General features: G+C 60.9%; 22 protein-coding genes. 8 read left to right on the forward strand and 14 right to left on the reverse strand.

Annotation, left to right across the window (positions count from 1 at the left end; genetic code table 11):
* Positions 1 to 4: 4 nt before the first annotated feature.
* Positions 5 to 1,060 carry a ParB/RepB/Spo0J family partition protein gene (locus HMPREF2912_RS05500; RefSeq protein ID WP_070521924.1) on the forward strand — a complete coding sequence of 352 codons (1,056 nt, stop codon included), beginning with the start codon at positions 5 to 7 and terminating at the stop codon, positions 1,058 to 1,060.
* Positions 1,061 to 1,066: 6 nt separating this feature from the next.
* On the forward strand, positions 1,067 to 1,642 hold the full coding sequence (locus HMPREF2912_RS05505) for a hypothetical protein (protein ID WP_070521920.1): 576 nt from the start codon (positions 1,067 to 1,069) through the stop codon (positions 1,640 to 1,642).
* A gap of 5 nt (positions 1,643 to 1,647) precedes the next feature.
* On the opposite strand, the gene HMPREF2912_RS05510 is transcribed toward HMPREF2912_RS05505, so the two are convergent.
* From HMPREF2912_RS05510 to HMPREF2912_RS05550, 9 genes are all read right to left on the reverse strand, one after another.
* Entirely contained in the window at positions 1,648 to 2,832 is a 1,185-nt protein-coding gene (locus HMPREF2912_RS05510) for an N-acetylmuramoyl-L-alanine amidase (RefSeq protein WP_070521917.1), read from the reverse strand.
* Between the two features lie 65 nt (positions 2,833 to 2,897).
* Positions 2,898 to 3,221 carry a thioredoxin gene (gene trxA / locus HMPREF2912_RS05515; protein WP_070521914.1) on the reverse strand — a complete coding sequence of 108 codons (324 nt, stop codon included), beginning with the start codon at positions 3,219 to 3,221 and terminating at the stop codon, positions 2,898 to 2,900.
* Positions 3,222 to 3,228: 7 nt separating this feature from the next.
* Positions 3,229 to 4,155, reverse strand: a complete 927-nt coding sequence (gene trxB / locus HMPREF2912_RS05520; protein ID WP_070683507.1) for a thioredoxin-disulfide reductase — start codon at positions 4,153 to 4,155, stop codon at positions 3,229 to 3,231.
* Positions 4,156 to 4,208: 53 nt separating this feature from the next.
* Entirely contained in the window at positions 4,209 to 4,751 is a 543-nt protein-coding gene (locus HMPREF2912_RS05525) for an RNA polymerase sigma factor (RefSeq protein ID WP_070521975.1), read from the reverse strand.
* Positions 4,752 to 4,889: 138 nt separating this feature from the next.
* Positions 4,890 to 7,400: an aminopeptidase N gene (gene pepN, locus HMPREF2912_RS05530; protein ID WP_070683509.1), complete on the reverse strand. Its 2,511-nt coding sequence runs from the start codon at positions 7,398 to 7,400 to the stop codon at positions 4,890 to 4,892.
* Positions 7,401 to 7,574: 174 nt separating this feature from the next.
* The gene (locus HMPREF2912_RS05535) at positions 7,575 to 8,108 is read right to left on the reverse strand and encodes a YceI family protein (RefSeq protein WP_070521904.1); all 534 of its coding nucleotides are present in this window, start codon (positions 8,106 to 8,108) and stop codon (positions 7,575 to 7,577) included.
* 220 nt (positions 8,109 to 8,328) lie between these two features.
* Positions 8,329 to 11,571: a murein biosynthesis integral membrane protein MurJ gene (murJ, locus tag HMPREF2912_RS05540; RefSeq protein ID WP_070533611.1), complete on the reverse strand. Its 3,243-nt coding sequence runs from the start codon at positions 11,569 to 11,571 to the stop codon at positions 8,329 to 8,331.
* Between the two features lie 8 nt (positions 11,572 to 11,579).
* Positions 11,580 to 13,733 carry a hypothetical protein gene (locus tag HMPREF2912_RS05545; protein ID WP_070683511.1) on the reverse strand — a complete coding sequence of 718 codons (2,154 nt, stop codon included), beginning with the start codon at positions 13,731 to 13,733 and terminating at the stop codon, positions 11,580 to 11,582.
* On the reverse strand, positions 13,730 to 14,332 hold the full coding sequence (locus HMPREF2912_RS05550) for an NUDIX hydrolase (RefSeq protein ID WP_010188049.1): 603 nt from the start codon (positions 14,330 to 14,332) through the stop codon (positions 13,730 to 13,732). The genes HMPREF2912_RS05545 and HMPREF2912_RS05550 overlap by 4 nt, the downstream gene beginning before the upstream one ends.
* 28 nt (positions 14,333 to 14,360) lie before the next feature.
* Between HMPREF2912_RS05550 and HMPREF2912_RS05555 the strand changes: the two genes are divergently transcribed.
* The 4 genes from HMPREF2912_RS05555 to HMPREF2912_RS05570 are packed head-to-tail and all read left to right on the forward strand — an operon-like array spanning position 14,361 to position 17,465.
* Positions 14,361 to 15,794: a CCA tRNA nucleotidyltransferase gene (locus HMPREF2912_RS05555; protein ID WP_070565634.1), complete on the forward strand. Its 1,434-nt coding sequence runs from the start codon at positions 14,361 to 14,363 to the stop codon at positions 15,792 to 15,794.
* Positions 15,795 to 15,796: 2 nt separating this feature from the next.
* Entirely contained in the window at positions 15,797 to 16,396 is a 600-nt protein-coding gene (locus tag HMPREF2912_RS05560; protein ID WP_070521889.1) for a YqgE/AlgH family protein, read from the forward strand.
* A 35-nt stretch (positions 16,397 to 16,431) separates the two neighbouring features.
* A complete protein-coding gene (locus tag HMPREF2912_RS05565) occupies positions 16,432 to 17,133 on the forward strand; it encodes an AzlC family ABC transporter permease (protein ID WP_070683513.1) in 702 nt (233 codons plus the stop codon).
* Complete coding sequence (locus HMPREF2912_RS05570; RefSeq protein ID WP_070683514.1) at positions 17,133 to 17,465, forward strand: branched-chain amino acid transporter permease; 333 nt, start codon at positions 17,133 to 17,135, stop codon at positions 17,463 to 17,465. The genes HMPREF2912_RS05565 and HMPREF2912_RS05570 overlap by 1 nt, the downstream gene beginning before the upstream one ends.
* Here the strand turns inward: HMPREF2912_RS05570 and HMPREF2912_RS05575 are convergent.
* The 5 genes from HMPREF2912_RS05575 to HMPREF2912_RS05595 form a co-directional block, all read right to left on the reverse strand.
* On the reverse strand, positions 17,462 to 17,770 hold the full coding sequence (locus tag HMPREF2912_RS05575) for a hypothetical protein (RefSeq protein WP_070521880.1): 309 nt from the start codon (positions 17,768 to 17,770) through the stop codon (positions 17,462 to 17,464). The genes HMPREF2912_RS05570 and HMPREF2912_RS05575 overlap by 4 nt on opposite strands.
* 6 nt (positions 17,771 to 17,776) lie before the next feature.
* A complete protein-coding gene (locus HMPREF2912_RS05580; RefSeq protein WP_070683516.1) occupies positions 17,777 to 18,736 on the reverse strand; it encodes a bile acid:sodium symporter family protein in 960 nt (319 codons plus the stop codon).
* Between the two features lie 77 nt (positions 18,737 to 18,813).
* Positions 18,814 to 19,185 (reverse strand): Rieske (2Fe-2S) protein, encoded by a 372-nt coding sequence (locus tag HMPREF2912_RS05585; RefSeq protein ID WP_070521874.1) that lies wholly within the window; start codon positions 19,183 to 19,185, stop codon positions 18,814 to 18,816.
* A gap of 52 nt (positions 19,186 to 19,237) precedes the next feature.
* Positions 19,238 to 19,462, reverse strand: coding sequence for a hypothetical protein (locus HMPREF2912_RS05590; RefSeq protein WP_070563654.1), 225 nt, complete (start codon positions 19,460 to 19,462; stop codon positions 19,238 to 19,240).
* A 223-nt stretch (positions 19,463 to 19,685) separates the two neighbouring features.
* Positions 19,686 to 20,150 carry an SdpI family protein gene (locus tag HMPREF2912_RS05595; protein WP_070563651.1) on the reverse strand — a complete coding sequence of 155 codons (465 nt, stop codon included), beginning with the start codon at positions 20,148 to 20,150 and terminating at the stop codon, positions 19,686 to 19,688.
* Between the two features lie 157 nt (positions 20,151 to 20,307).
* On the opposite strand from HMPREF2912_RS05595, the gene HMPREF2912_RS05600 reads away from it, so the two are divergent.
* Both HMPREF2912_RS05600 and HMPREF2912_RS05605 read left to right on the forward strand, forming a co-directional pair.
* Positions 20,308 to 21,543 carry a dicarboxylate/amino acid:cation symporter gene (locus HMPREF2912_RS05600; RefSeq protein WP_070683520.1) on the forward strand — a complete coding sequence of 412 codons (1,236 nt, stop codon included), beginning with the start codon at positions 20,308 to 20,310 and terminating at the stop codon, positions 21,541 to 21,543.
* A gap of 450 nt (positions 21,544 to 21,993) precedes the next feature.
* Positions 21,994 to 23,112, forward strand: a complete 1,119-nt coding sequence (locus tag HMPREF2912_RS05605; protein WP_230307929.1) for an HNH endonuclease signature motif containing protein — start codon at positions 21,994 to 21,996, stop codon at positions 23,110 to 23,112.
* Positions 23,113 to 23,136 lie beyond the last annotated feature (24 nt).

The raw sequence follows: 23,136 nt of genomic DNA on the forward strand, positions 1-23,136 counted from the left end.
CACCGTGGCAGATAAGAAGGCAGACCACAAGCCGGAGCAGCGCCAGGGCGGTTTGGGCAAGGGCTTGGCCGCGCTCATCCCGTCCGGCCCGGGTGCGCCCTCCCGCAAGCCACGCTTGGGAGATTCCGCCGCAGATATCATTCTCGGTGCGTCCACCGGCGCTCCTAAGGATGCCGGCACGAAAAGGGTGCAGGGTGCGCCCACTATCCAGCAATCCTCGGGTTCGAAGAAGCGTCAGGCCAAGCCTTCGGTGATTGGTGCGACTTACCGCGAGATTTCCGTCGGTGACATCATGCCCAACCCGAAGCAGCCGCGTACTGTCTTCGACGAGGATGACCTGGCCGAGCTGGTCCACTCCATCAAGGAATTCGGTCTGTTGCAGCCGGTCGTGGTCCGGCCTTCCGAGGAGGGCGGCTTCGAGCTCATCATGGGTGAGCGCCGCTGGCGCGCCTCTTCCAAGGCGGGCCTGGCCACCATCCCGGCTATCGTCCGCGATACCAAGGATGATGACCTCCTGCGGGACGCTCTGCTGGAGAATATCCACCGCGTGCAGCTCAACCCGTTGGAAGAAGCACACGCCTATCAGCAGCTTCTTGAAGAATTTGGGGTTACCCAAAATGAGTTGGCTGACCGCATTGGTCGCTCGCGCCCGCAGGTGACCAACATGATCCGCCTGCTCAAGCTGCCGGTGGACGTGCAGAAGCGCGTTGCCGCGGGTACGTTATCGGGCGGTCACGCCCGCGCGTTGCTGGGTTTGCCGGATGCAGAGGCCATGGAGCTCATTGCCAATCGCGTCGTGGCCGAGGGCCTTTCTGTGCGAGCCACCGAGGAAGCCGTCACCCTGTACAAGCGCGATGGCAAGCCAGCCGAGCCAACCAAGAAGCCCGCTGCCCCGCAGCCGCAGTTCTTTACGGACTCCGCCGAGCGCTTGGCTGATCGCTTCGACACCAAGGTCACCGTCACCATGGGCAAGCGCAAGGGCAAGATGGTCGTCGAATTCGGTGACCAGGAGGATTTCGAGCGCATCCTAGCGCTCATTGAGGGCAAAGAAGGCAGCTAGCTCGCCATGCTCGTTCAGGCCGTCAAGGAAGGTGTTGCTATCAACCCCTTGGCGGCCCGATCTATTTTTTGGGAGCTGAAAACCACGGTCGCTGACCCTGCATTTGAAAAGGAGGCATGGATCAGCGCCACCCTGCTGCGCTGCGGCGAGTGCGGTTTTACCGTGGGCGATGAGGCCACGCTCCTCTTCTGTCCGCCTGAGCTTGCCCCCGGTGTGGCCAAGCTGCCCACTTCCCCCGTCTCGGAGGATGCGGTCCTGGTGACTTCGCTATTTGTAAAGCCGCACCGCGCGGCGAAGGGCTTGGAAGCAGTGCTTCTCGACGCCACCATCATGCACCTCACCTCACGCGAGGCTAGCGCCGTTGAGGCCTTTGGCTTTCGTGATGCCCGCCAGGCCGAAGAGCTCCTCCGCGAGAAACCCGCTCGCATAGGCCTATTACCTGTGGAGACGCTGGAGTCCGCCGGTTTCATGGTGGTGCGCGATCACCCTATTACCCCGCGCCTGCGCCTCGAGCTTCCACCGGCTTTCGACCTGCTGACCGCAGCCGCGGTGGAGGACCTCCTCGCCCGCGCTTTGGCCTAAGCCCTTTAGGAAGAGCGCTCGGCGCGCAGCAGCTCGTCGAAGCGGTAGGTGCCGGTCACGGCGGTATCCTCGTCCAAGAGGTAGAGGCGCTTGACGGAGACGACGATGGCCTCGGCGATGTCATCGCGGCGGTCCGGGTTGGTAAGGATAGCCACGTCCTTGGGGCTGGTCAGGTAACCCAGCACGACCTGCACCACCGGCATCTGCGTCAGGCGCAACAACGCCCACGTGCGGCCGTGGTTGCGGCAGTTACCCAGCTCGGTACGGGCAACGATCTCACGCTGGATGAAGCCGGAGAGCGTCTCACCGATGAGGGAAGAGTTGCCGGATTCCGACCCAAAGTAGAAGGTGGCTACGCCGTTGGCCTTCTCCGTGGGGTATTCATCGCAGGCCAGTGAAATAACCAGGTTGGCGTCGAATGCATTGGCCATGTCTGCGCGGTCACGGATCGATGGGTCATCGTTGCGCGGGCGGGAGATGATGGTCTCCATGCCGGCGGCGATCATGCGCCCGGCAACACGCTCGGCCAAGTCCCAGAGGATCTCCTCTTCCGTGATGTTGCCGAAGCGTCCCCTGACCGTGCGGCCCTTGTTGAGGCCACCCAGGCTGGGGTCGATCACAACGCGCTTGCCGGCCAGCTTTGGCCCGGCATTGCGCACGCGTTCGCGTTCCTGGATATTGTGCGCCGAGCCGCCAGTGATACGCCGACCCAGCAGGTTGAGGGCGTTAATGGTGGCGGGGCCACAGATCCCGTCACTGCGCAGGCCAGAGTTGAGTTGGTATTCCGCCAGCGCCGCGTAGGTGCGGGCACCGAAATGGCCATCGATGCGTTCTTGGTAGAAGCCAAGCTCCTGCAGTTGTTCTTGGAGCTGTGCTACGTCATCGCCCACCTGCACGTTGCCCGGTTCATAGGCCAGAACGCGGGCGCCCAGCGTGTAGGAAGCCTGGCGCAGCTCGCGCAGAGTGAGGTCATCAATATCGCCGCTAGGCACGATGCCGCGGGATTGCTGGAAGGCCTTGAGGACCTCGGCCAAATTGTTATCAAAGTGCTTATCGGCTTCGGAGTACTTTTGCTTCTTCCAGTCGGACAAAGTCCCCTGGTAGTCAGTCATCAGGCCGAGGCGGGCAAGGGTTGCGCGTGCTTCGGCGACCCGAACGCTCTGGTCACCTACACGTAAAACGCGATTCACACCTACCCCTTTCGTGATCAAGGAGGCGCACCGCAGTGCGCCATCAACGAGTTAAAGAATACCAGTTAGAGCTGTTTCTTTATCTGCGCCACGATGTCGGCCTTGGAACGCAGGCCGACGAACTCATCGACCTTCTCGCCGTTCTTGAAAATCAGCACGGATGGGATGGACATGATCTGGAACATGGCACCCAGGGTGCGCTCCTCGTCCACGTTGACCTTGACCACGGAGACGTCATCATCGAGTTCTTCGGCGACCTCTTCGAGAATCGGGGACAACTTCTTGCACGGCCCACACCATTCAGCCCAGAAGTCCACGACGACGGGCTTGCCTGCCTCCACGACGTCCGCGCGGAAGGAATCAGTAGTGACGTTCTTAATGTTGCTCATGTGACTATTAACGGTTATCGGCGAGGAAATGTTCCGCATCAATGGCCGCGCGGCAGCCGGAGCCAGCCGCGGTGATGGCCTGCTGGTAGTGGTCATCCACCAAGTCGCCGCAGGCGAAGACACCGGGCAGCGAGGTCTTAGTCGAAGGCTGCTCCACGACAACGTAGCCAGCCTCATTGGTGGCCACCTGGCCCTCGAGGAAGCCGGAGCGCGGGTCATGGCCAATCGCCACAAACATGGCGGTGACATCGAGTTCGCTGGTTTCGCCGGTTAGGGCGTTCTTGACCTCCAGGCCGCCAACCTTGCCGTCCTTATCCAGGACGCGCTCAACGGTGGTATTGGTCAGCCACTTGATCTGTGGGTTCTCCTTGGCGCGCTCTAGCATGATCTTGGAGGCACGGAAGTTCTCGGAGCGGTGGATGATCGTTACGGTTTCGGCGAACTTGGTGAGGAAGGTGGCCTCCTCCATGGCGGAATCGCCGCCGCCGACGACGGCAATGTTGTGGCCCTTGAAGAAGAAGCCATCGCAGGTGGCGCAGGCGGACACGCCGCGTCCAGCGAGCTCGGATTCACCCGGAATGCCCAGGTAGCGCGGCGCTGCACCGGTGGCGAGGATGATGGTGCGGGCCTCGAAGACCTCGTCACCGACGTGCAGCTTCTTTACCTCGCCCTCGAGTTCGACAGAATCGACAACCTCCATGCGCAGGTCCGCACCGAAGCGGATGGCCTGGGCGCGCATTTCTTCCATGAGCTCCGGGCCCATGATGCCCTTCTGGAAGCCCGGGTAGTTCTCCACCTCGGTGGTGTTCATGAGTTCGCCGCCGTATTCAAAGCCCTCGAAGACGATGGGATTGAGCTCGGCACGTGCTGCGTAGAGTGCTGCGGTGTAGCCGGCGGGGCCGGAGCCGACGATGGCGACATCGTGGATGGTCACAAAAAACTCCCTTGAGACGACAATTCCGATCAAGAATCAGATTCTACTCGGCCTCAGTCTATCGCCGCACGCAGCACTTGCCGAGCCCGGGCTCGCCGCGATTTCACCGTGCCTGGCGCAACGCCCTGCACTTTGGCCACCGCATCGATGGGATAGCCTGCTACGTCGGTCAGGTACAGCGCTTCTCGCTGGTCCTGGCGCAACGTCTCCATCGCTTGGGCCACCGTGATGCGTTCCGCCAAGTTCTCACTGGGATTGTGCGCGAGTGCGTAGTTGCGGTCATCCTCAATGATCTCTGCATCCAGGGAGGCGTTCTCCCGGTTGGAGCGATGGTTGAGGAAGTCATAGCCGGAGTTCATCACCAGCCTGTGCAGCCATGTGCTCAGCGTGGCATCGTGCCGGTAGGAGGCCATGTTGCAGCTGGCCTTGAGCAGTGCCTCCTGCACGATGTCCTGCGCATCATCATCGTTGCGCGTATAGCGCCGCGCCATGGCCGTCAGGCGCGCACGGTGCTTCTCGACGATTGCCGAAAAGGCCTTAGTATCTCCGCCAATGAAGGCGTCGACGAGTTCACGATCGGTCGGCTGAGCTGACAAGAAGAATCCCCCCGGAAACTTGAGCAATGACACATGGGTCAACACAGTCCCTTGGCCGAAGCCGATGGTGTGTGATTGTCCCCCGTTAATGTGCTTGTGAGTTTACGGGAAGATTCTGCAGTCCGCTACGCGCCGCGTCTACTGCGCCGCACGCACGCGTTGCGCGCGACGCAGCGCATCCTGGCATTCCAGCAGCACGCGGCGCAGCGCCCGAGGGCGTTCGCTGCTCAGGAACTCGCTGGTGGCGGCGTCGGCCATCGCGAGATCCGGGTAAAGCCCGCGCACGAGGCGGTTAGCAATCTCGATGGGGTGCTCCTCCCAGAGCTTCGCCAGAGAGTCGAAATACTCCTGGGCAAAGGCCTCGGTGAGGTGGGCCGAGCACGGGGCGTTAAACGCCGCGAGCAGGGAATCCACCTCCGCGTTGGAGTACTTACCCGGCGTGCGTACGAGATCGAAGACTTCGCGCTTGAGCTCGGCAGATGGGAAAGCGTGGGAGGCGCCCAGGTAGGCGGCGGCACCGGTGAGCGTGTTATCGCGCTCCTTCTCCGCCTCCAGCTCATCGGAGTTCACGGCATCGCGGGCGGCCAAGGCGCGGAGGATGGCCCAGCGGATGTCCGGGTCGAGGGCGAGGCCGTCGAGGGAGCCGTCGTAAAGCGCGCGCAGACGTGGCGTGCCGGATTCTGCTGGGTTGGCCGCGAAGGCCTGGATGGCGGCGCGGGCGACGGTGAGCTGCGCATCGGAGCCTGCCGGCGCCTGCTGCAGAACCTCCCAGAGGCGCTCGGCATAATCGGCGCGAATCTCTTCGCGGTCATCCTCGCTCACGAAGTGGTCGATGGCATAGCGGGCATTGGCAAAGGCTGTGGTCAGAAGCGTGGGGTTGGACTCCGCCGGGGCGTGGTTGAGCACCGTGTCCAGGTAAGAGCGTACCGGCCACTCGCCATCGCGGGTGAGATTCCACAGGGAAGTCCAGATGACCGCGCGGGAAAGCTCATCCGGAACTTCAGACAGGCGCGTGCGGATGGTGTCCAGGGAGGTCTCGTCGAAGCGGACCTTGGCGTAGGTGTGGTCGGCGTCGTTAAGCAGCAGCAATGCAGGGGCCTGGAGGCCGGATACCTCGTCAAGGATGGTGCGCTCGGCCTCCAGATCGACGTCGAGGGTGGCGTATTTGTTCAGGGAGTCATCGAAGAGTGCCACGTTGAGGCGGTGCGGGCGCGTGGTGTCCTCGGCCTCGACAGCGATGGCGAGCTCGTGGATCTTATCGCCGTCCGTGTGCAGCTCCGGGGTGAGCGTATCCGGGCCCCACGTGCGAAGCCAGGCTGTGGACCAGGCGTCCAGGTCGCGGTCGGTGTGCTTCTTCAGGGCCTTGAGGAGGTCGTCGAAGGTGGCGGCAGCAAAGGCGTGCTTCTGGAAGTAGTCGCGCGCGCCGGCGTAGAAGTTCTCCCGGCCCACGTAGTGCACCAGCTGCTTGAGCACCGCCGCACCCTTGGCATACGTAATGCCGTCGAAGTTCTGGCGCGCGGCATCCACGTCCGGGATCTCGGCCTTGATCGGGTGCGTGGTGGGCAGCTGATCCTGCAGGTAGGCCCAGTTCTTGCGCTGGCCGGCGAAGTTGACCCACGCCTCGGTGTATTCGGTGGCGTGCACCGAGGAATCCGCGCCCATGAACTCCGCGAAGGACTCCTTGAGCCACAGGTCATCCCACCACTGCGGGGTGACCAGGTCACCGAACCACATGTGAGACATCTCGTGCAGGATGGTATTCGTGCGCCCGGCATGCTGCGCGCGGGTGGCGGCGGAACGGAAGAGGTAGTGCTCCGTAAAGGTCACGAGGCCGGGGTTCTCCATGGCGCCCAGGTTGTATTCCGGAACGAAGATGGAATCATACTTGCCCCACGGGTACGGGTAGCCAAAACTGCTGTGGAAGAAGTCCATGCCTTGTGCTGTGACCTGCAGGATTTCATCATCCAGGTATTCGGCCATGGAGGCGCGGGCAAAGGCGCGCAGCTCCACTTCCAAGGAGCCATCGGGGGCGGTCCAGGTGCTGTGCTTCTCGACGTACGGCCCCGCCGCAAACGCCGTCAAATACGTCGACAGCAGAGGGGTCGGCGCGAAGTGTGCCACTTCCCCGCTATCCGTCTTCTCGCGGCTGATCTCCGGTTGATTGCTGAGCAGCTGCCAGCCTTCCGGGCCGGTGAGGTGCACCTCGTAGCTGGCCTTGAGATCCGGCTGGTCAAAGCAGGGGAAGATGCGGCGGGCATCGGATGGCTCGAGGTGCGAGTAGAGGTAGGTGGTGTCATCGGCCTGGTCGTGCATGCGGTGCAGGCCCTGGCCGGTGCGGGAGTAATAGGAGGAGCCGGTGATCTCCACGGTGAGTTCCTCCCCCACTGGAAGGTTGCTCAGGTAGACCCGTCCACCGTCGAAGGTGTTCTCCACCTCCTTGTCGTTGACGCGCACTGCGTGCACGGCCTTGCCCAAGTAATCCACGAAGGTCTCGGGCTTAGTGGTGGTGAACGTAATACGTGAGGTGACCTCGTAGGAGTCGGCGTCGGTTGGCGCGCTCGTGACGTCGAGGTGCAGATCGTAGGTGCTCAAACGCAGCGCGGTGCTGCGGGCGGTGGCTTCTGCATGGGTGAGGTTTGCGGTAGTCATGCGCTACATCTTAAACGTCGCTGCGGTGCGTATCACAGGTAAGCTGCCCGGAGTTGTTTATTACTCGGTTGTGGCGCCTTAGTCGTCAAAAAGTTGTTGCCCGTAGTGCCGAAATGGGCACTACGGGCAACAACTAAAAACTACTTCTCAAGGCGAGGTATCACGCCTGACGGCCTACTGCTTGATGGCAGAAACCTCGAGCTCGATCTTGATCTCCTCGGAGACGAGCACGCCGCCGGTCTTCAGCGGAGCGTTGAAGTCGATGCCGAAGTCGGTGCGGTTAATGGAGGTCTTAGCCTCGAAGCCAAGGCGGGTGTTGCCGAAGGGATCCTCGGCCACGCCGGTCTCTTCTACCTTGAAATCAACGGACTTGGTGGTGCCCTTGATGGTGAGGTCACCGGTGACGGTGCCCTCACCCTCGTCGTTAACGTCGAACTTGGTCGCGGTGAAGGTCATCTCCGGGAACTTCTCTACGTCGAAGAAGTCCTCATTCTTTACGTGTGCATCGCGATCAGCGTTCTTGGTATCGATGGACGCCGTCTTCACCGTGGCGGTGGCGGCGGAGTCAGTAATGTTCTCCCCTACGGTCAGGGTGCCTTCGAACTCGTTGAAGTTGCCGCGCACCTTGGTGATCATGGCGTGGCGGGCAACAAAGCCGATAGTGGTGTGTGCCGGGTCCAGTGCGTACGTTCCTGCGGTGATAGTCATGGGTTCCTCGTTTCTTCTAGGTTTCTCTAGATTGTTGACGTGACAACAAGAATTATACGCTCCTTCACTTATCTGTCAAGGGAAGAAATTGCAAGAACACTGAAGCCCCAGACCTGCTACCCGAAACCTGCAGGTGGGCGTCGTCAAGCGCGTGGCGCGTCTGAGTCAGCGAGCAGGGAGTTTCGGGATCGAGGTCTGGGGAAATGCGTGAGGTGGTGGGTTAGTTGGTTGGGATGCCCACCAGGGTGGCCTCCTTCAGTGTGACGGAGCCGGACTTGGGCATGTCGGTGAAGACGATGAGGGCGCCGTCGAAGGCCACGGGCTTCTCCTTGAGCTCGATGTCTTGGCGCGCGTTGGTTAGCGTGCCGTGTGCGAGCTCGGTGAGCTTGCCGGAGTCAGGATCCGTGGGGTCAAAATCTTTGGTATTAACGCCATAGACTTCGTACTTGGCGCCGGTGGACTTGCTCTGCTGAAGCGGTAGCGCGCGGAGTTGCGTGGGCTTGTCAATGCTGAGCAGGAGTCCAGTGTCTGCCTTCTTCGTGGACCATGAACCAGATACTTCCTTGCCCTCCGGAACGGAGGTGGTCTTGACGTCCTTCAGGAGCACCGGCGGCACGTTGGGGAATGAGGTTTCAGTCGTCGATTCGCTCTTCGTCACCACTGGGGAAGTCTTTTCATTTCCCACATGAGACAGGATCCACACGCTGAGCGCGGCCATTGCCACGACGAAGAGGGTGGCCAGCGCGCCTAGGACGATGATGCCGGAGCCAGAGTAACCGCGGCCGCCGAAGCCCGGTGCGGGGCTCGGGTCCTCCTTGCGCGGGGTCTCCTCGACTGGAATCTGGAGGGTCTCCTCGCCCTCGTCGCCATCGCCGGCGAAGGCCGCCAAGCGGTTGGCGATGTCCTCGAGATCGGAGTCCTGGCCCTCCTCGGCGTCGGCAGCAATCTCCTGTAGCACCTCCGGTGTCGGACTGGTGGACTCCACGAGGAGCGAGATGGCGGAGGCCAGCGCCGAGCGGTCAGTCTCCTCATCGTTGCTGTGCAGCACCGCGGGGAAGGCCAGGGTGGCAATGCCCTCAGTGGAAATGCGGATGCGGTTGCGGTTCTCAATTCCCAGCACGAGGCCCGCCGCGTGGGCAGCAGCCGTGGTGCGCACCAGCGGGACTAAGGCGTGGGCGACGGCGCGCGGATCGAGGTCCTCATCCTCCGAGACCGTCTTCAGGGAGGTGCCCTCCACCCAGTCCGCCACGACGAGGCAGCCCTGGCGGTAGGACAGGATGTCGATGTTCTCCGCCATGGCATCCAGTTCCATCTCAGCCAGGCGGCGCGTGGCGCGGGAGACTTCGGCGGAGCGGCGGGCGGCTACCGCCGGGGTGGCCGGTGCCATCGGAGCCTCGCCCGTGGTGTCCACGAATGTCAGCGATACCAGGCGGCCGGTGGCCTGCTCGCGGGCCTTCCAGAAGCGGGTACCCGCGGCAGAGCCGTAGTCCTTGAGGAGGCGGAAGCGGCCATCGGATACCGGTGCGCCCGGCACCAAGCGTGGCCCGCGGACAATACCGGCGGACATCGGCGGCGGTACCGGCGAGGAGTTGAAGGCATCCACGCTGAAGATCGGCTGGATCTCCAGCTGCTCTGGGGCCTCGACCTCGATGGCCTCGGCATGCTCGATCTTGATGATGCGGGACATGCCGGGGATGCGCTGCAGCTGGCGGCCAAGGTTGATGACTTCCGGCAAACCCGAGCGCGAAAGCACGATGCCGGTAACAGCCACGAAGATGAGGCCCGCCACGGCAAGCTTCAGCAGGTACACGAACGGCGGCACCTGCTCCGGGAGCACGAGGTTGATGACGTAATTGATGACGAAGGCCACCACGAGGCCCACGAGGGAGGCCAGTACTGACCAGATAGTCGTCGCGATAACCGCGCGGCCACCCAGGCTGCCCAGCTTTCGCTTGAGCAGGAAGCCGCCGATCACCGCGCCGGCCACGAAGCCGAAGCCGTTGGCAGTGCCCAGAAGGACGACCACGCGGTCGGGGGAATCCGCCACGTGTGGGGCAAGCAGGGAGAGCACCGACTTGGTCAGCGTGATGCCGGCGATGATAAACGTCGGCGTCCACGCTTCTTCGCGGGCGTAGAAGACGCGCAGGTGCAGCAGCACGAGGGCGTATGGGATGAGGGTAAAGGCAGAGAAGCTTAGCGTGAGGCCGAGTACCTCGGCCGCCTTGGCGTTGAAGGCGCCGTATTGGAAAAGGCCGCGGGCGATCGGGATGCCGAATCCCGTCATGAAGATGACGATGGGAATCAGGGCGATAAACGTCAGCTTCGTGCCCAGCGTGAGATCCCGAACCACGGCCTTGACGTCACCGTCCGCGGCGTTGCGGGACAGGCGCGGCATAATTGCGGTGAGCAGCGTGACGCCAATGACGCCATAGGGCACCTGCAGGAGAAGCCATGCCTGCTGGTAGATAAACGGCGCTTCTTTGTCAGCATGGGCCGCCACGCGGGAAGTGATGACGTAACCCAGCTGGGAAACCGCCACGTAGGCCACGATGGCCATGGCCATGCCGCCGAACTGCTTGAGGCGGTCATCTAGGCCCCACAGCGGCTTGAGGTTAATGCCCGCCTTCTTGAGATAAGGGAAAAGGATGAGGCATTGCACCACCACACCGGCCGTGGTGCCTAGGGCTAGGAGCAGCACGTGCCGGTCCGTGATCGGCGAAGGCGCATCGGGATGCAAGCTGCCCGGCAGCAGCTGGTAGGCCACGAGCACCGTAATCGAGATGATGTTATTGACCACCGGTGCCCACGCGCCTGGCCCAAAGATGCTCTTGGTGTTGAGCACCGCTTGGAAGAGCGCGAAAAGCCCGTAGAAGAAGATCTGCGGCAGCAGCAAGTAGGCAAAGGAGGTGGCCTGCACGGCATTGACCTCGCCGTCCTCCGGCAACATCATGCGCGTTAACTGCGGGGCAAAGATGCAGGAAAGCACCGTGATCGTGGCCAGCAGGGAGAAGGCCAGCGTGAAGAGGCGCCGGACAAAGTCCTCGCCACGGTCAGCGTCTTCCTTTTCCGCGCGCACCAACACGGGCACGACGAGCGAAGTCAGCACCGCGCCCAGCACGATCTCCGTGATGAGGTTGGGCAGCTGGTTCGCCGTGGTGAAGGCGGAGGAAATAGCCGGGCCGAGCGACGAGCCGATGAGCACGTTGCGGATGAATCCCGTGATGCGGGAAATCATCGTCGCAATGGCCATGGAGCCGGTTGCGCGAACGACGGCGCCGTCGGAGTTCTTTTCGCCGGAGGGCTCACTCGAGGCAGCGGCTGCCTTGCCCTTCAGTCCCGAGCGGTCCTCGAGTTCGTCGTCGACAGCAACGACGCCACTCGGCGCGCGCTTTTCCGGTACCGGCGCCGGCGGCGAAGGCGTGACAATGCGTCGGCGGGCACCAGACTTAGGTTCATGTGTCATTGAGAAAACTATCCGTGAGACTTCTTTTTCTTCCGCTTACCCAGACGGAACAGGGCAGCTAGGATGAGGGCGAGCGCGGCGATTGCGCCGACTCCATAGACGCTAACGATACCGGCACGCGTCTGCACCGTGATATCGATTGGATCCGAAATGAGGTGCTCAGATGGTGTTGCAAGCCATAGGCGCAGCGACATCTGGTCAACGTTGCTGGGCAGGTCAGCGGTCATGGACACGGTAATAGATCCCTTGGCTGGGATGTGAATCAAGTCCTGCGTGTTCAACGTGGCGCCGTCGGGGGCGTCGTAGGCTAGGTGGGCGTCGACAGGCAGCGGCAGGCCGTTCTCCGCCACGATGAGCAGCGGTGATGACTCTGAAACGCGGGTAAAGACGTTGCCCGGTGGGATGAGCGCCACGGAAGCGCGAAGCTCGCGGAGCATATCCGCGTTTTTCTCCAGCCGAGAGCGGCTCTGCTCCACCGAGGATGGAAAACCGTGGAGGCTGGAGCGGTCGGTAGCGCTGAGCGCCGTGAGGAGATCGCGGCGCAGGGGTGCCGTGAAGTTATAGCGCGTCATGGCGATACCGGGATCGTTGACCATGATGGACATCAGCTCATCGGTATAGCGGGCCTGCTGTGTTACCTGTGTGATCTCGGCGTCGTGGAAGGCTGCGGGATCTGGGTAGGGACTTCCGGGGTTGCCGCTGCCGGGCTCGATGGGCAGCGCGGCAACGGGACGGGGCTCGAGGCGCCCGGAATTGAGCAGGCGCTGCGCTGCTTCCATCACCGCGCGCGCGGCGGCAGGGTCCTGGAAGTTCGGCAGCTTGGCCACGGTCTCCTCTTGCGCGGACGCCACGCTTATCGACGCCCCCGCCGTCAGCGCCCTCGCCTGCTCTGAATCCATCGAAAAGTCGTAGCGCAGCTCCGGGTTGGAGTACCCAGTGGTCTGCGGCTTGGAACCGGTCTGGGCCAAGAGGGCTCCGAGGGAGGCATCAAAGGTGGCGGCCTTGCCGGCCCACTCGGAATTATCCGCCACCAGCAGCGGGACGGGCATCGCGTGCTCGCTTGTCCCTGAGGCCGGTGCGGTCAGTGGCGTGCTGAGCGGGGCGCCGAGGACGCGCTCGATGGTGTCTGCGCCCTGTTCGACGGCCTCGTGGGTGAGCCACTCGTTTCCTACCTGGGACACGGCATCGGTGTCTGCGTTAGCCCACGGCATGAGCATGCGGCAGTCCACCTTCTTCAGTTTCTCCAGCCATGCGGCGGCGTCTTGGGCACCCGCTCCCGGCTTGCCGCGATCGGAATCGGCGCTGCTAAACCAGGAATCGCGCAGGCGCGTGGGGTGTTTGGCAGTAGAGGGGCGGGTCTCGTTGACGGTGTAGCCGGCGGACATGCGGTCGGCGGCGTCGACAAGCGCGGGGTCCAGGGCCACGCAGCCTGAACCGTGCAGATCATGCTGCAGGTAGGCGTCGAGCAGCTGATCGAGGCGCCCGCCCGGTGAGAGCTGTTCAGCGAGCTGCTCGCTTTCTAAGATGAGCTCCTCGCCGCCGGTATCTCCCGGCACGACGTCGACCTGGGCGGTCACGGGATAGATCAGTGAGAACTCGTGTTTGCTGTCGTCTTCTGCGTTGGGCGTCGGATCCTGATTTTCGCCTCTGAAATCCAGGATGGTCCGCTCTTCCGCAAAGCTCGCGGCCTGGCCGTCGCGGGTGCCGGTGAGCGTAAACAGCAGTGGGTAGGCGCCGGGATCGGTGATGGCCAGCGTGGAGTCATCTCCCAACGCGGTGGGGACCTCCACGGTTACGTCGCGGCTCTCCCCCGGCTCCAGTGCTCCTGCGCCGAGCGAAGCCCCATAATAAGGAAAGGATCCCGCAGCGAGCTCTTGGCGGGCCTCCGTCGTGGAGTTCACAGCATTGCTGCGTCGGGAGGTTATTTGCAAGTCATCAACGGCGCTCTCGGTTGGGTTGTGGATGCGCAGCTGGACTTTAAGCGTCTCACCTACTCGCGCCTCCGTCGCGCTGAGCAAGCTGAGTTCGAGCTCATCGGGGCCGCGGGAGCCGAGCCAATAGTGGGAGTCGTTGCTCTCGGCGTCGGGAGTTTGTGCCTGGGCCACGGGGACGGCGCAGCCCACCGCCAGCGCCGTGATGGCAACCGCTGCGCGCCAACTCACCGCGGAGTCGCCTTTCCTGCGGCAGCTTCCTTTCGCGCGAGATCAGGGAGGAGGTCGTGGGCGATGCGGGCCAGCTTGCGCTCGTCCGCATAGGCAAGGTGCTCGATGAGCTCGGAGACCGGGATCCAGGACACCTCGGTGACCTCCGGGTCCTCGTCATTCATGATGCCGTCCACGAAACGCAGCAGGTGGTGGTGCACGGTCTTGTGAATGCGCACGCCATCGGAGACGAACCAATAATCAATCATGCCCAGGTCCGCGAAGACCTTGCCGTGGATTCCGGTTTCCTCCCATACTTCGCGCTCGGCGGTGAGTTCCTTGGCCTCGCCGTTTTCCACATGGCCCTTCGGCATGGACCACAGCAGGCGCCCGCGGCGGTCCAACCTGCCGATGAGTGCCACATAGATTTGGGACAGGTCGACGTTGCCGTCTTCGTCGACGGCCTCCGCCAATCCGGACACGACGAGTCCGCCTGCGGACGTCTCATCCCGCGTGGTCATGCGGTTGGTGGACGTGCGCTGGGGGCGTCCCGTGCGGTGGTTCCGGTGGCCCGCGCCCCGCCGGCGGCGGCGCTTGGACCCTGGCGTGTTCTTAGTCATCCCTGCTAATCGTAGTAGACTTCGATCCGTGAACTTTCAGGACACTCAGCTAATCGGCGTTCTTGCTCGCGCGGACGCCACCGTCGCCCAGCTCAGTGGCCTCCTCAGTGGCCTGGTGGAACGCTTCGCGCTTCACGACGCCCCCCTCTACCTCGTCGGCGGCTCCGTCCGCGATGCCCTGCTCGGCCGCCTGGGCAATGATCTCGACTTCACCACCCCGGCCCGGCCCGACGTGGTGTATTCGATTCTGGAGGAGTGGGCGGAAACCGTGTGGGATACCGGCATCGACTTCGGTACTGTCTCGGCGGCTTATAAGGGCCAGCAGATTGAGATCACCACCTTCCGCTCTGATAGCTACGACGGCGATTCCCGCAACCCCGAGGTGGTCTACGGCGACACGCTCGAGGGCGATCTCGTGCGCCGCGATTTCAAGGTCAACGCCATGGCCATCGAGCTGCGCCCGGACGGTACCCGCGAATTCCACGATCCGATGGGCGGACTCGATGACCTGGCGAATCGCATCCTCGATACCCCGGATGCGCCGGAGATTTCCTTCCACGATGATCCTCTTCGCATGCTCCGCGCTGCGCGATTCGCGGCGCAGTTGGAGTTTGACGTCGCCCAGCGCGTGCGCGATGCCATGAAGGACATGGCCGCTGAAATCCAGCGCATCACCGTGGAGCGCGTGCAGGTGGAGCTCAACAAGCTCATCTGCGGTGTCGCGCCGTGGAAGGGTATTGACCTGCTTGTTGATTCCGGGATTGCTGATTATGTTTTTCCGGAGATCCCGGCTTTGCGCATGGCTCCCGACGAGCACGCGCAGCACAAGGACGTGTACGCGCACTCGCTGACTGTACTTCGGCAGGCCATGGAGCAGGAGGAAGACGGTCCCGATCTCATTCTTCGGTGGGCTGCCCTGCTCCATGACATTGGCAAGCCGGATACCCGCGACACCACCGACGGCAAGGTCAGCTTCCACCACCACGAGGTTGTTGGTGCGAAGCTCACCCGCAAGCGCCTGCGCAAGCTGAAATTCCCCAAGGCCACGACCGAAGACATCGGCCAGCTGGTCTACCTGCACATGCGTTTCCACGGTTTCGGCGATGGCCAGTGGACCGATTCCGCCGTGCGCCGCTATGTCACCGATGCCGGCGATCTTCTCCCGCGCCTGCACAAACTTGTGCGCGCCGATTGCACCACCCGCAATGAGCGCAAGGCCCGCCGCCTCCAGCGCACCTACGATCAGCTGGAGGAACGCATCGCGGATATCGCGGCCAAGGAAGACCTCGCTCGCGTACGCCCTGATCTCGACGGCAACGAGATCATGGAGATCCTCGGCCTTGAACCCGGCCCGGAGGTAGGCAAGGCCTGGTCTTACCTCAAGGAGCTGCGCCTCGAAGAAGGCCCCTTGGAGCGCGAAGTTGCTATTGCGAAGCTGCGCGAGTGGTGGAATTCTAGATAGGGATGTACGCAGACAGACTTTTCAACGCCCTCGAGCGCAATGATCCCGCCCCTGGCCAGCTCCTCGTGGCGGCTCCCGACGTCCTCGCGCCCCAGTACAATCGCTCCGTCATCCTCATCACCGAGCAACATGCCGGGCGTACGTATGGCGTGGATCTGACTAAGCGCTCCGAGGTCGCGGTCTTCAACGTCATGCCGGAGTGGCTGCCCGTGGTGGCTAAGCCGCAGGCCCTTTACATCGGCGGCCCGCACGACCAGCAGGCGGCCATCGGCGTGGCGCTGACCAAACAGGGCGTCGACATCGAGAAACAGCCTTCGTTGAGCCGCCTCGCCCCACGGGTGGCACTCGTCGATCTGCGCGTGGGTCCCGATGCCGTCACCGAACTGGTGGAAGGTATGCGCTTTTTCGCCGGTCATTTCGAGTGGGGACCGGGCGAACTCGATGAGGAAATCGATCGCGGTGAGTGGTACGTGGCCCCTGCGCTGCCCCAGGACGTGGTCTCCTCCGGATCGACAGATACGTGGTCAGATGTCATGCGCCGCCAAGCCATGCCCCTGCCGTTGTTTGCCACCTTCCCGCGCTATATCGATGAAGATAATTAGAGTTCCTCTCCACCCTCTGCGCTAACATCTCTGCCATGCGTGCGGAGATCATCAAGGCAATACGGACCTGCATGCCCATCGCCGTGGGGGTGGTGCCGCTTGGCCTCGCCTTCGGCGTGCTCATGGTCCAGACCGGTTTCGACTGGTGGTGGACCCCCATCTTTTCTATCGTTATTTACGCTGGTTCGATGGAGTTCCTCGCCATTTCCATGGTGACCGGCGGCGTGACGCCCGCCGTTGCCGCGGTGACGGGTTTCATGGTGAACTTCCGCCACATCTTCTACGGGTTAACCTTTCCGCGCGATGAGATTCGGAATCGTTTCGGCCGCGCCTATTCCACGTACGCGCTGACCGACGAATCCTATGCCGTCCTCTCCGCCTTTCCCCGCGGCTCGCGCCCGAGTGGTGCATTTGTCTTCACCGTGCAGCTTTTCTGCCAGGTGCTGTGGGTTGTCTCGGGCATCATTGGTGCGCTGGCAGGCCAGGCTATTCCGCCCTCGGTGAAGGGGCTGGATTTCGCCCTCGTCGCCTTGTTCATTGTCCTAGCGATTGATTCCTTCCAGAACAACAAGGATTACTCGCTTCCCCTGTCCGCGGCGGTCCTGGGTGTCCTCGCGGGCTGTCTGTTTCCAGGGCAGCTACTCATGGTGGCGCTGAGCGCCTACTTCCTGCTCCTGGTGGTGCGCTACCTCTCCCCGCGTGTCGACAGCGCGATGATTCGACGCAGGGAATCCTAATGCCAGCTGGAGTAACCCTGCTCAGCATCCTCGCCGTGCTTATCCCCGTCGGGGTGGTGACGGTTGTTTTGCGCTGGCTTCCCTTCGCCTTTGTGAAGGCCCTAAAGGATAGCCAATTCATTAGCATGCTGGGCTTCACTATGCCCGTGGGCGTGATGACGGTCCTGGTGGTTTACACCTTGTTTAGTCAGACCCAAGACACGGGAAGCTTTGTGGCTCCCCTTGTAGGCGCCGCGGCTACTGCCCTGCTGCATCTGTGGCGCCGCAACTCCGGCTTGTCCATCTTCGGAGGCACCGCCGTGTACATGCTGTCGGTGAACGTGGTGCTTTAAAAGTCCCCGTAGAGGGCGATGGCCTCTGTCCACAAGGAGTGGAACTGGAAGGCGTCGATAAGCTCGGCGTTGATGTCGGGGAATGCGTCGTAGGTGTCGGGGTGTGGAACCACGCGCTGTGGGACCTCGGCATTGCCCACTGAGGTCTCCGGTGTTGCAGCGCCGACGATGGAGTCATTCGGAGCGAGGGCGATCATGCGCAGCATGGAGCAGGCCTCAGCGTTGATTTCCTCAAGCTCCGCGATGTGTGTGGCGGTGCCGACCTCCGGGATGGTCATGGTGGTGCGAACATAAAGCTTTTTCATGTGCTCTCACTCTACCCGGGCGTAGCGTGCCGCCATAGACGCGCAGATCATCAATTGGACCTGATGGTAAATCATGAGGGGAAGGATGAGCAGCCCCAATGAGGTGCCGCCGGAGGCAAAGATCACCGAGGCCATGGGCAATCCGGTGGCTAGGGATTTCTTTGACCCGCAGAACTGAATAGCAATGGTGTCTTCCCTGTCGAACCCCAGCTTCTGGCTGACCACCTTGGTGAGCCAGAGCATGAAGAAGACAAGCGCGGCGGAAAAGGCAATCTGGAATAGGATTTGCCATACGCTAATCGACGCCCAAATCCCGTCCACCATTCCCTTAGAAAAGGCCGCATAGACGACCATCGCGATGGAGCCTCGGTCCACCACTTTCGTGGCTTTGCTTGCTGCGAGTTTGCCCACCCATTTTCTGGTGAGCTGGCCGAGCACGAAAGGTAGGAGCAGAAGAACAGAAATCTCAAAGAAAACAGAGCTATCGATATGGATTCCGTTTCCTGCGCCCATCAGCGCCATGACTAGCAATGGTGTAAGCAAAACTCCAGCGAGGTTTGACGCAGACGCGGAGACGATTGCTCCTGGGACGTTTCCGCGGGCGATTGAAGTAAAGGCTACCGACGATTGCACTGTGGACGGTACAAGCGTGAGGTAGAGAATTCCCAAGTAAAGATCGTTTGGGATGAACGCGGTGAGCGGGCGCAGTGCGAGGCCGATGATTGGGTAGACCACAAAGGTAAACGCCAGAATAGTGAGGTGGAGCTTCCAGTGTTTGATCCCGTTGATGGCTTCGCGCGTTGAGAGTCGGGCGCCGTAGAGGAAGAAGAGAAGGGCGATCGCTATATTCGTGAGGACATCGAAGCTGTCTGCAAAGCTTCCCCGCGCGGGAAAAGCAATAGCAATTGCGACGGCGCACAGGATGAGGACGATGAGGGGGTCGAGTCTTTTTAGGCGCTCAATCATAGAAGAGAGTCTAGACGCCCCTCACGGTTTCACGTGAAACATCTTTTCAAACCCCCCTGAGTCTCCGGGGATATCCATTAGGCGGAGACGTTTTTGACTGTTCCCCCGTTATTTTCCACTCCGTACTCAGTGAGCGGTTTAGGGCTGGGGCCGCCGGTGACTTCGCCGCTGCTGAGGTCAAAGCTTGAGTAGTGGCTCGTGCACGTGGCGGTCAAGCCTTCAATCTTCGTGATGAGGGAACCCTGGTGCGGGCAGGTCTGCGAATATGCTTTGAACTCTCCCTCGGTGGGTTGAGCGAAGATCACCTTGTCTACAATGATGGCGGAGCCAACGGGGATTTCCGTCGCTGCGACTTCCGCGGAAGGTTCCTTACCGCAGGCGGCGAGGTAGGCCCCAGCAAAGGTGGTCGCAGTACCGAGCAGGAAAAGGCGGCGTGAACACGTAGTCATGTGGATTACTCTATCTGATTCGTTGGCTGTGTAGGGAGAGGACAATGTGCTGTTAGCTAAGTTTGCCGTCCCACACGGGAAGCTCCTCTTCCCTGCTGCCGCTGAAATCGTAGGCACCGTATGATGTGCCGACATCGCTATAGATCGTCCCAGCTTCGTTGTGTGCTCCGCGACGTTCTCCGGCGAGTGCATACGTGGCCCCCGCGCCGAGGATGCTGAGGCTGAGCGCTGTTGCAGCGACGAGCCGTAGCGCTTTAGTTTTGGTGCTCTTGGTCATGAACACGATCGTGCGCCGCCCGACTCCTGTTGTCACGTCACACTGCCGTGTTCCCACGCAATTGATGTTTAGCTCTCAGTGCTCGCACAGGACAAAGAAAGGTGGCCACACCAATCATCGGGTCTACCCGGTGTTGAGCTGGCCACCTAAAATATAGTTTGTGATGAAATCATATGGGGACTTCTGTTTGCCCAGAATGCGTCACTGTGCTGAAAAAGCCGCTCTAGTCTCGGCCCGTTTTATCGGCGTGTTGTGCTGCGGCACGGATCGCGGAGACGTCGACAGCCGGCGCCTCTCCCCCGCAGCCGCCGTCGCCACAGTTGCAGGAATCGCCGCAACCATCGTCGTCTTTATGGGCTTGGTCCCACAGGTAGGCCGCGCGGGCACCCATGTTGGAGCCGATGGAGAGCGCGAGGACAGCTACGACGGCTGTGAGTGCGGGGATTAGCCACATCCAACCTTCAGCGCGAAGCGCGATAACGCCACCGAAAACGAGAGCGATCCCTCCCAGGAACCAGAACGGGCCCGCAAGAGCGTGGGCGTTGTCCCATGCCTCCCGGGTTTTGCGGATCTCTGCGAGGCGCAATCCAACAACACTGTTGCCGGGGAGTTTACGGAGTGTGGCAAGGCCGCCGACGATGATGAGGACCGCGGCAAGGACGAGGAAGATGATTCCGACTACGAGCATGCGTCTAAGTCTATCCCGCCTCCTAGCTAGCGAGAAAGCTGGTTCAATTTATTCGTTTCGTGCTGTAATATACATTTCGTGTCGCTTGGTAGATAAATAAGCGTTTATCGCCGGGCGAGAAACTCGTAGTGGTATCAACCATAGAAAAGACTCAATCATGACATTCAAGAGTGTTCTCAACTCTCTGCTGTTCAAGATCCTCGTAGCGATAGTCTTGGGCATCATAGTTAGCCAATTTGCGCCGGAATGGTTCGGCAGGGCCTTCGCAACATACAACGGACTGTTCTCGAACTTCCTTGGCTTCTTCATCCCCATTCTCATTCTTGCTCTCGTGGCACCGGCAATCGCGGGCCTCGGGCGCGGCGCCGGCAAGTGGCTGGGTATTACTGCCGGGATTGCATATGGTTCCACTATCGTGGCAGGCCTCGTTGCCTACGGTTTGACCCAGGTCCTGTACCCCACGTTGCTTGGTGGGCAGACGCTCAACACTGATGTTGCTGACATCGATGCCGGAGCGCTCGAGCCCTACTTCACCGTTGAGATGCCGGCTCCATTCGAAGTTATGACGGCGCTGCTGTTGTCCTTCTGCGTTGGCGTGGCGATGACCACTGTGAAATCCGACAATCTTTACGCGATTACTAAAGAATTTGAGAACGTCGTCATCAAGGTGATCTGGGGCTTTGTGATTCCCCTCCTGCCGTTCTATATCTTTGGCATGTTCCTCTCCTTGGGCATGAATGGCAACATCGGGACGGTGCTGGTTGCCTTCGCCAAGGTTCTTTTGCTTGCGGTCCTTATGACGCTGGTTTACCTCGTGCTTCAATACATCATCGCCGGCGCAATTGCGGGTAAGAATCCATTCCGCGCATTGAAGAACATGGCACCGGCCTACTTCACCGCGTTGGGTACTTCCTCTTCGGCGGCGACGATTCCGGTGACGTTGGACGCCGCGTTGAAGAACGGCATTTCCAAGCCCGTTGCTGGCTTCGTTATCCCCCTCTGTGCGACCATCCACCTTTCTGGTTCGATGATCAAGCTGACGTTGTACGCCTTCGCGATTGTGTACATGGCTGATGGTATGGAAGCAGATTTGGGTAAGGCCTTGGGCTTCATCCTGCTTCTTGGAATCATGATGATCGCGGCCCCCGGTGTTCCGGGCGGTGCCGTGATGGTTGCCGTTGGTCTGTTGCAATCCAATATGGGCTTTGATGATTCGATGGTGGCACTGATGATTGCCGCTTACATCGCTATCGATTCCGTGGGTACGGCCGCGAACGTTACTGGCGACGGCGCTATCGCCATGATTGTTGACCGTTTCGCTCGCAATAAAATTGATGGGTTGGAGGCCGAGGCCGACGCCTCTGCTGCCGACGAGGAGCTCAGCAGAGCTTAGGTTTCAAGCTTAGGTTTCACGTGAAACCCTGAAAGCTTCCCCCTCCCCTAGCTTGCGTTCCATTTCTGGTCTATACGTCTAGACCAATCAACTGGAAAGTTGGCCGCGGGAGGGGGATTTTTGTATGCCTGGTTGCCGACGTCGCGGGCCGCTCGGTCGTGCAAGGAGCTCCCAAAAGCTCCGACGAAAACCGAGATGACTCTTGTGGGACGAGCTTAGAACATGTATTCTAAAGGTGGGAGTGGGGGAAGCAGTTATCCGGCTAATTTAGGGATGCAGCTCCCCATGGGAATCACAACAAATTCTTCAACCTCGGTACCTACTGCGTATTTTTCTCACTCAAACCCGCATGATCCAGAATGTATGGCGGGTCAACTCATGCGAAGAATAGAGTATGAGTTTTGGTCACGTGTCCAGCCACCGCTCGACGCAGATTCAGACACTGCATTTATGACCCTTGGTCAAAAGACGGGAAAGTCTCCGGCACATGTGGCGCGGAATGTCATGGGGCTTATTCGTCTCAGTGAATTGCCGAAGGTGAAGGCGATGCAAGACTCTGAATACGTACTCGATATGCAAGCCTTGGTTGCTATTGATCAAGTACTGGCAAAGCTGGGCAACCCTATTGCTTCAGTTATCTCAGAGATCGATAGTCAATTGGCGGCGTGGCTAACACCGACTAAACCCAACCAGGTCTTTCCCAGCGCAGAAAAGATTCGGCGCAAGGTACGCGACATTGCTAAGGTCTTGGATGATTCAATCGCGTTTCGGGATAAGCGGAAGAAGAATCGGTATTCACTCCTCACCCGGGGAGAACGTGCCTCGATCGAGTTAGAGGTCGATAGTAACGTCGGCGTCGTAATCCACGAGACAATCAAGCTGGCCGCAAAGGAGCATGACGTCTCAATGGCGGATGCCTTAGTTCTCCTCATTACGGGCAAGATTCAGCCGGAGGCTGGAAAAGTCGTTGTGCATGAATTCAAAGCCACTGACGTGGAGGGAGCGCCGGTCTTTGTTCAGGGACACGGCTGGACCGGTGAAGGAGTCCCAGCGTCGAGGACTGTGACGAGAGACTTTAGTGAAGCACCAGAACCGTGCGAAGGCTACCAGCCCTCAGATGTCACGCGAAAGTATGTCGAGGGGCGCGACGGGACCTGTCGGGCGCCTGGCTGTAATCGACCGGCGTGGACATGCCAATTGGACCACAGGATTAACTATGCCGATGGTGGCCCTACGCACCCGTCTAATTTGGTTGCCCTTTGCCAGCACCACCACAACATGAAAACTGACGGACGGGCTTTCTATATCCTGGACCCAGTTACTGGTGATGTTGTCTGGTTGTTTGAGGACGGCACCTGGGCGGTGACTGAAGCAACCGGTCCTCTGGCCCCGGCGTCTAAGGTGTGGGCACGAACCGTCGCGGAAGATGTCATTGCTCACCGGCGGAAGATGCACGAAGAGGCCAAAGCCTTGAAGGTTGAGCTTGATGGCGGAGAGTTGGTCGAAGTCTTCGACAGGACGGACCCGGCGGATCGCTACTCGAACGCATCCGATGATGTCCCCTTCTGAGGGCCAAGAGACTATCGCTGTTGG

This window comes from Corynebacterium sp. HMSC056E09, from assembly GCF_001813425.1.
In the GTDB taxonomy this organism is placed as follows: Bacteria; Actinomycetota; Actinomycetes; order Mycobacteriales; family Mycobacteriaceae; genus Corynebacterium; species Corynebacterium hesseae.